The organism is Thiomonas delicata (assembly GCF_900088825.1).
Classification (GTDB): Bacteria; Pseudomonadota; Gammaproteobacteria; order Burkholderiales; family Burkholderiaceae_C; genus Thiomonas_A; species Thiomonas_A delicata.
This window is the reverse complement of the sequence record NZ_LT592174.1, coordinates 1-5,405: the sequence shown is the minus strand read 5'-3', so window position 1 is coordinate 5,405 and position 5,405 is coordinate 1. Positions and strand designations below refer to the sequence as shown.

General features: G+C 64.8%; 8 protein-coding genes. All 8 read right to left on the bottom strand.

The annotated features are described in order from the left end of the window. Positions 1–686: molybdopterin molybdotransferase MoeA (locus THIARS_RS17890; protein WP_141202464.1), on the bottom strand; the 686-nt coding region annotated here is incomplete at its 3' end. Between the two features lie 4 nt (positions 687–690). Then, positions 691–1,827: a GTP 3',8-cyclase MoaA gene (gene moaA, locus THIARS_RS17885; protein ID WP_094161278.1), complete on the bottom strand. Its 1,137-nt coding sequence runs from the start codon at positions 1,825–1,827 to the stop codon at positions 691–693. A 41-nt stretch (positions 1,828–1,868) separates the two neighbouring features. After that, positions 1,869–2,210, bottom strand: a complete 342-nt coding sequence (locus THIARS_RS17880) for an ArsR/SmtB family transcription factor (RefSeq protein WP_031406935.1) — start codon at positions 2,208–2,210, stop codon at positions 1,869–1,871. Continuing rightward, positions 2,207–2,503, bottom strand: coding sequence for a hypothetical protein (locus THIARS_RS17875; protein WP_013107011.1), 297 nt, complete (start codon positions 2,501–2,503; stop codon positions 2,207–2,209). The genes THIARS_RS17880 and THIARS_RS17875 overlap by 4 nt, the downstream gene beginning before the upstream one ends. Before the next feature lie 28 nt (positions 2,504–2,531). Continuing rightward, positions 2,532–3,737 carry a nitroreductase family protein gene (locus THIARS_RS19195; RefSeq protein WP_342747710.1) on the bottom strand — a complete coding sequence of 402 codons (1,206 nt, stop codon included), beginning with the start codon at positions 3,735–3,737 and terminating at the stop codon, positions 2,532–2,534. Positions 3,738–3,774: 37 nt separating this feature from the next. Beyond that, entirely contained in the window at positions 3,775–4,131 is a 357-nt protein-coding gene (locus THIARS_RS17860) for an ArsR/SmtB family transcription factor (RefSeq protein ID WP_013107014.1), read from the bottom strand. A gap of 114 nt (positions 4,132–4,245) precedes the next feature. Next, positions 4,246–4,557 (bottom strand): c-type cytochrome, encoded by a 312-nt coding sequence (locus THIARS_RS18825; protein WP_013107015.1) that lies wholly within the window; start codon positions 4,555–4,557, stop codon positions 4,246–4,248. A 146-nt stretch (positions 4,558–4,703) separates the two neighbouring features. Continuing rightward, on the bottom strand, positions 4,704–5,405 hold a 702-nt coding region (locus THIARS_RS17855), incomplete at its 5' end, for a molybdopterin dinucleotide binding domain-containing protein (protein ID WP_281254231.1).

The following is a 5,405-nucleotide window of genomic DNA, read 5'->3' as shown; positions in this document are numbered from 1 at the left end:
AGGGTGTAGCGATTGCTGTCGTACACGCTGCCTTGCGCGGGTGGCTCGCCCAGGCTGCGCAGTTCATCCCCAGTGGACATGAAGGCCACGCGCAGCTTGCGCCACACCATTACTTCAGGTAAGCCGAGCGATGCAACCAGCCCGATATCGGCCGGGCGCAGCAGCTTGCCCACAGCCAGTGCGGGTTGACCGGCGCGCAGGTCTTCACCACGCTGGCGGGCGTTGTCGCCTGGCTTGAGCACGCCTGCAGGGATGTGCACGACGTCGCCTTCCAAGCGCACGAATTCCTGCGGCACGACGGTGTCGCAGCCTTCGGGCATGACGGCGCCGGTCATGATGCGCACGCAGGCGCCGCTCGGCACGGCGCCGGTGTAGGCATGGCCGGCCAAACCTTTGCCGACAACTGTGGGCGCCGCCGCGCCGCCGGCCGCCAGATCGGCGCCGCGCAGCGCGTAGCCGTCCATGCCGGCGTTGTCGTGCGAGGGCACGTCGAACGGAGCGATGACGTCTGCGGCGAGCACGCGCCCGAGCGCGGCGCGAATATCGACGCGCTCGGCGGTGCGCACGGAGCGTACAAAACAGGCGATGATGTCCTGCACCTGATCGACGCGCAGGGCGTCGGGGTCGTAGCTGCCGACGCAACAGACGACGGCGGCGAGATCAGGAAACGTCAGGCTTGCGGACATGCGCTCACCCTCCGATGGCAAACATCTCGGGCTTGCGCACGGCCTGCAGCAAGCCTGCGCCATCAAACCCGCGCAACTCGGAATAGCGATCGTCACGCCGGCTCCAGACTTGGGCGAGGGCGGCCTGCAAGTCGGCGTCGCTCGCCTGTTGTATGCCCTGCTGCGCGTCGCCGCGCAGCAGGGCGCGCAGGTCGTGGCCGTGGCTGGCGAAGAGGCAAAGGTAGAGCTTGCCTTCCATCGACAAGCGGGCGCGGTTGCAGTCGTGGCAAAAGGCCTGGGTGACGCTGGAGATGGCGCCAATTTCAAGGCTGCCGTCGTCCAGCAGCCAGCGCTCGGCGGTTTCGCCCAGCACGGTGGGGTCGAGCGCGTGCAGCGGGTGGCGCTGGGCAATGCGCGCCAGCAACTCGGCCGAGGGCAGCACCTGATCCATGCGCCAGCCGTTGGTGTTGCCCACGTCCATGAATTCGATGAAGCGCAGCACGACGCCGCTGCCGCGGAAATGCTCGATCATGGGCAGAATCTGGTCGTCGTTCACACCGCGCTGCACCACCATGTTCACCTTCACCGGATGCAGTCCGGCGGCCTGCGCCGCGGCGATGCCTTCCAGCACGGTTTGCACCGGAAAGTCCATATCGTTCATGCGGCGGAAGACGGCGTCGTCAATGGCGTCCAGGCTCACGGTCACGCGGTGCAAACCGGCCCGCGCCAGTGCTTCGGCCTTGCGCGCGAGGATGGAGGCGTTGGTGGTCATGGTCAGTTCCACCGGCTCGCCGTCCGGCGTGCGGATGGCGGCGAGCATGGCCACCAGGTCCTCCACGCCCTTGCGCAGCAGCGGCTCACCGCCGGTGATGCGCAGCTTGCGCACGCCCAAGCCGACGAACACGCGCGCCAGGCGCTCGATTTCCTCGAAGCGCAGCAGATCGGCGTGGCGCAGGAATTCGTAATGCGCGTCGAACACCTCTTTGGGCATGCAATAGGTGCAGCGGAAATTGCAGCGATCGGTGATGGAGATGCGCAGATCGTGCAGCGGCCGGCCCAACTTGTCGGCCAGCAGCGCACCGGGCGCGTGGGAGTGCGCGGGAACGGCCGGCACGCTGGAGGCGTAGCGGTGATCGACGATGGGAATGGTTCGCTCGGACATACAGGGGCTGAGGGCGGGATGGATGCAGCGCGTGCGGCATCTCAGTTGACGATGCAGACTGCTGCGCACAAGGCGTCGGCCAGTGTGCTGCTCAGGCGGTACGTGACCTGTCGCCCGCTACGCTCGCGGCGCACGATGCCGGCCTGTCTGAGCAGGCGCAGATGGCCCGAGATATTGGGTTGGGAACTGTCGATGCAGTCAACCAGTCCATGCACGGTCTGGTCGCCGTGGCGCAACTGGCAGACGATCTGCAACCGCGTCGGGCAGGCGAGTGCGGCGAAGAGTTCGGCGGCCTCCTGGAACACCGCCTCCAGTGCGTCACCTTCTTGGGCCTGGTCGGTCGTCGCGAGGGTGTTGGCAAAAATCTGCGGGGCGTGCGTCACTCGAGCAATCCATGCTGGTAGTGCGGGGCGAAACCCTCATGCCAGGCTTCGCCGAGCTCGGAACTGAAGTAGTCCACAAGGCGATAGCTCATCGGTGTGGGCTCGTCCATGAGTGCCCGATAGACGGCAACGCCGTCCTCGGGATGCAAATCACGGTGCGCGCGCGCTGCCGCTTCGACATAGCCTTGGGAGCCGATGGCCAGCATCATGCTGCGCTGCTCCGGCTCGCCGCGGTGAAAACTCTGGGCGAAATACACGACTTGGTGGGTGGTTTTTCGGGGCGATGTCTGCATCGAAATCTCCGTGCGTCGACTGAAAGTTTCACAACGTCTCGACGAAATCGACAGGCGACGGGCGCACCCGGCTGGTCTTGGCTTTGGCCACCGTGCCGACAGCGATGAAGCAAACCGCTTGTTCGTTGTCGGCAAGCCTGAACAAGTCGCGCAAGGCTCTCGACTCCATCGCCTGCCCGCTGACCAGCCCGGCGCCGAAGCCATGGGCGTGCGCCAGCAGCAGCATGTTTTGCAGTGCACAGCCGAGCGAGACCAGGCGCTCGCGCGGCGGGATCTCGGGGCTGGCATCGTCGTGCGGGCGGGCGATGGCCAGCGCCAGGAAGGGCGCGCGCGCAGCCTTGGCCCGTGCCTCGGAGCGTTGCTGCGCGGTGGCGTCGGGGTCGCGTTCGAGCAGGGCTTGCACGAACGCCTCGCCGAGCCGCTGGCGCCCGGCGTCCGAGACATGCACGAAGCGCCAGGGCAGGATCAAACCGTGGTCGGGCGCCTGTGCAGCGGCGGTGAAGAGTTCGCGAACCTGCCCGGCATCTGGGCCGGGTTCGCCCAGCCGCTTGGGTGAGGTCTGCTGGCGTTTGCGCACGAGCTCGCAAATGAGTTCGGCGTAGTCGATCGGTTCCGCGAGAGTCATGGCGTTGGACATAGGAAAGTCAAAATATGCCGAGGGCAGCTCGATCGAGTTGGTCCCCGGTTCGGCCGGCGTCGGCACCTGGCCCCAGGTGCCGACGTGGCCGTGCAGCACCGCATTGACCAGCATCTGCTCGGCACCGGGTTTGCCCGCGTATTTCTCGGCCACGGCCTCGTACGCGGGGCCGACGACCTTGTGATCGGCGGTATGGCAGGTCAGGCAGTTCTTCCGCCGGGCCAGGGTCAGCATGGCCGAAGCGCTGGTGCCGCCCACAGGTGCGTGGGCGGTGGCCGGTGTCTTGGCCTGGGCGTTCGGTGTCGGCGCTGCCGCGGAGAGCGAGGCGGCGTTCCACTTTTCGGCCATTCGAGGGCCGGATGCGACCACGAGTTGTGCCACTGGTGCAATGCGCCGAACGATGGCGCGGGTGGACATCGGCGACGAATCCGGGTTTGGTCCCACTGTGTTGGACAGGTAGGAAGCGATCAGAAGCAGGACGATCACGGGCAGCGCGAAGCTCGCCGGGATGATCAGGAGCAGCTTGCGCAGGGTCGCCCCGAACGGCAGTTCGTGCGTGGGTGTGGGTTTGGAGCGCGAGGCTGGTGGGGTATGCATGGCGGTGAGGTCTGATCAAGTGCTGTTGCACGCGCCCTCAATGGCCTGGGCAAACGATCTTGCACAGATCGGCCACGAAGGTGTTGCGGATGCGGTACGTCACCGACTGACCGCTCCTCGACCGATCCACAATGCCGATCTGGTGCAGTTGGCGCAAATGCAGGGACGTGTTGGGCTGGCTGCTGCCGATCCGGTTGGCAATCTGCTGCACGTTCATGTCCTGCTCGCGCAGGTGGCAGACGATGCTCAATCGCATCGGGGATGACAGCGCGGCGAACAGTTCGGCGGCCGCCTCGAAGACGGCGGCGACGTCGTCCTCGTCCGTGCTACGGAGCTTGCCGGTGGCTCGTGCGCGACGGTCAGCGCCACTGGAAAAAGGAAGTTCGTGGTGCATGGTTTCCGGGGGTGGAATGAAGGGAACTCCCTGCGAGGTTGCGGGCTTGGATCATGCCAGCCGGAGGCGCCATGGGGTGACGCCACCGGCCGTTCCGTTTTCTGTCCTGCTGCTTTATTTCAGGCTCAGGATCCATGCCACCAATTGCTTGGCCTGCGCCGGGGTGACATCGGTGTTGGCCGGCATCGGCACCTGACCCCAGGTGCCGACATGGCCGTGCAGCACGGCGTTGACCAGCATCTGTTCGGCACCGGGCTTGCCCGCGTATTTTTCGGCCACGGCCTTGTAGGCGGGGCCGACGATCTTGGCGTCCACTGCATGGCAGGCCAGGCAGTTCTTCTGCTTGGCCAGAGCCAGCATGTCAGGGGCGGCCCAGGCCTGGGCTGCGAACAGGGCCAGAGATGTGCACAAAAAGAACTTTTTCATCGTGATTCTCGGTTGATGGGTTGACATGGAATGCACCTCCTCCCGCATTCAAAAAAAGGGCCCCAGCGTAGGAGCCCAAGGAACTGCCGCCCGAGGAGGACAGCGGTTCTCCCGAGGCCGCCGTGGCCTGGGAGAATTGGAACGATTCAAACCCCGTACATGCGGCTCTTGGTCGAGACGGTGCGTTGCCAGTCCGGCATCGAGCCGACGCGGCGAATGTCGGCCCAGGTTCCCTTGTGATATTCGAGGAAATGCACATCTGTGGCGGTGGTCACCACGGAACCCACGACACCTTTGGGAGCGCCGAAGACGACGAAGGACTGGTTGGGCTTGATGGTCGGCTCCGGGTAGGCCATGGCCATCGTGGTGCCGTAGTCGTTGTAGATTTCGACCACATCGGTCGGCTTGACGCCGAGGGTCGCCATATCCGCAGGATTCATCTGGATCACCGCCATCGGGTAACGGTCCATGATGAAGGGGTCGTATTGGTTGTTGTACCAAGACTGCCAGACTTCGTTGAACCGGCCGTTGTTGATCCAGAATTTGTACTTGGCCTTGACCTCGGCTGCCTGTTTGAGCCAACCATCCCACTTCGCTGGAAAGACCTGGATCTTGCCATTGGGCGTGTCGAACTTGTCGTCGGGATAAAGCGTCGGCGAACCCAGCAGCTTGTCTCCATCAACCTGCTTGATCGGCATCTGCACGCCGTTGTTGCCAGCTTTGCGCAGCAGTGCATACGTGGCCATGTAGCCCGTGGCGTAACCCTCGCTGTCGATTTTGGGCGCGCCCGGTCGACCGACCTGGCGGAATCCATCATTGAAGGCATCTTCTGGGGTTGTCCACTCGAA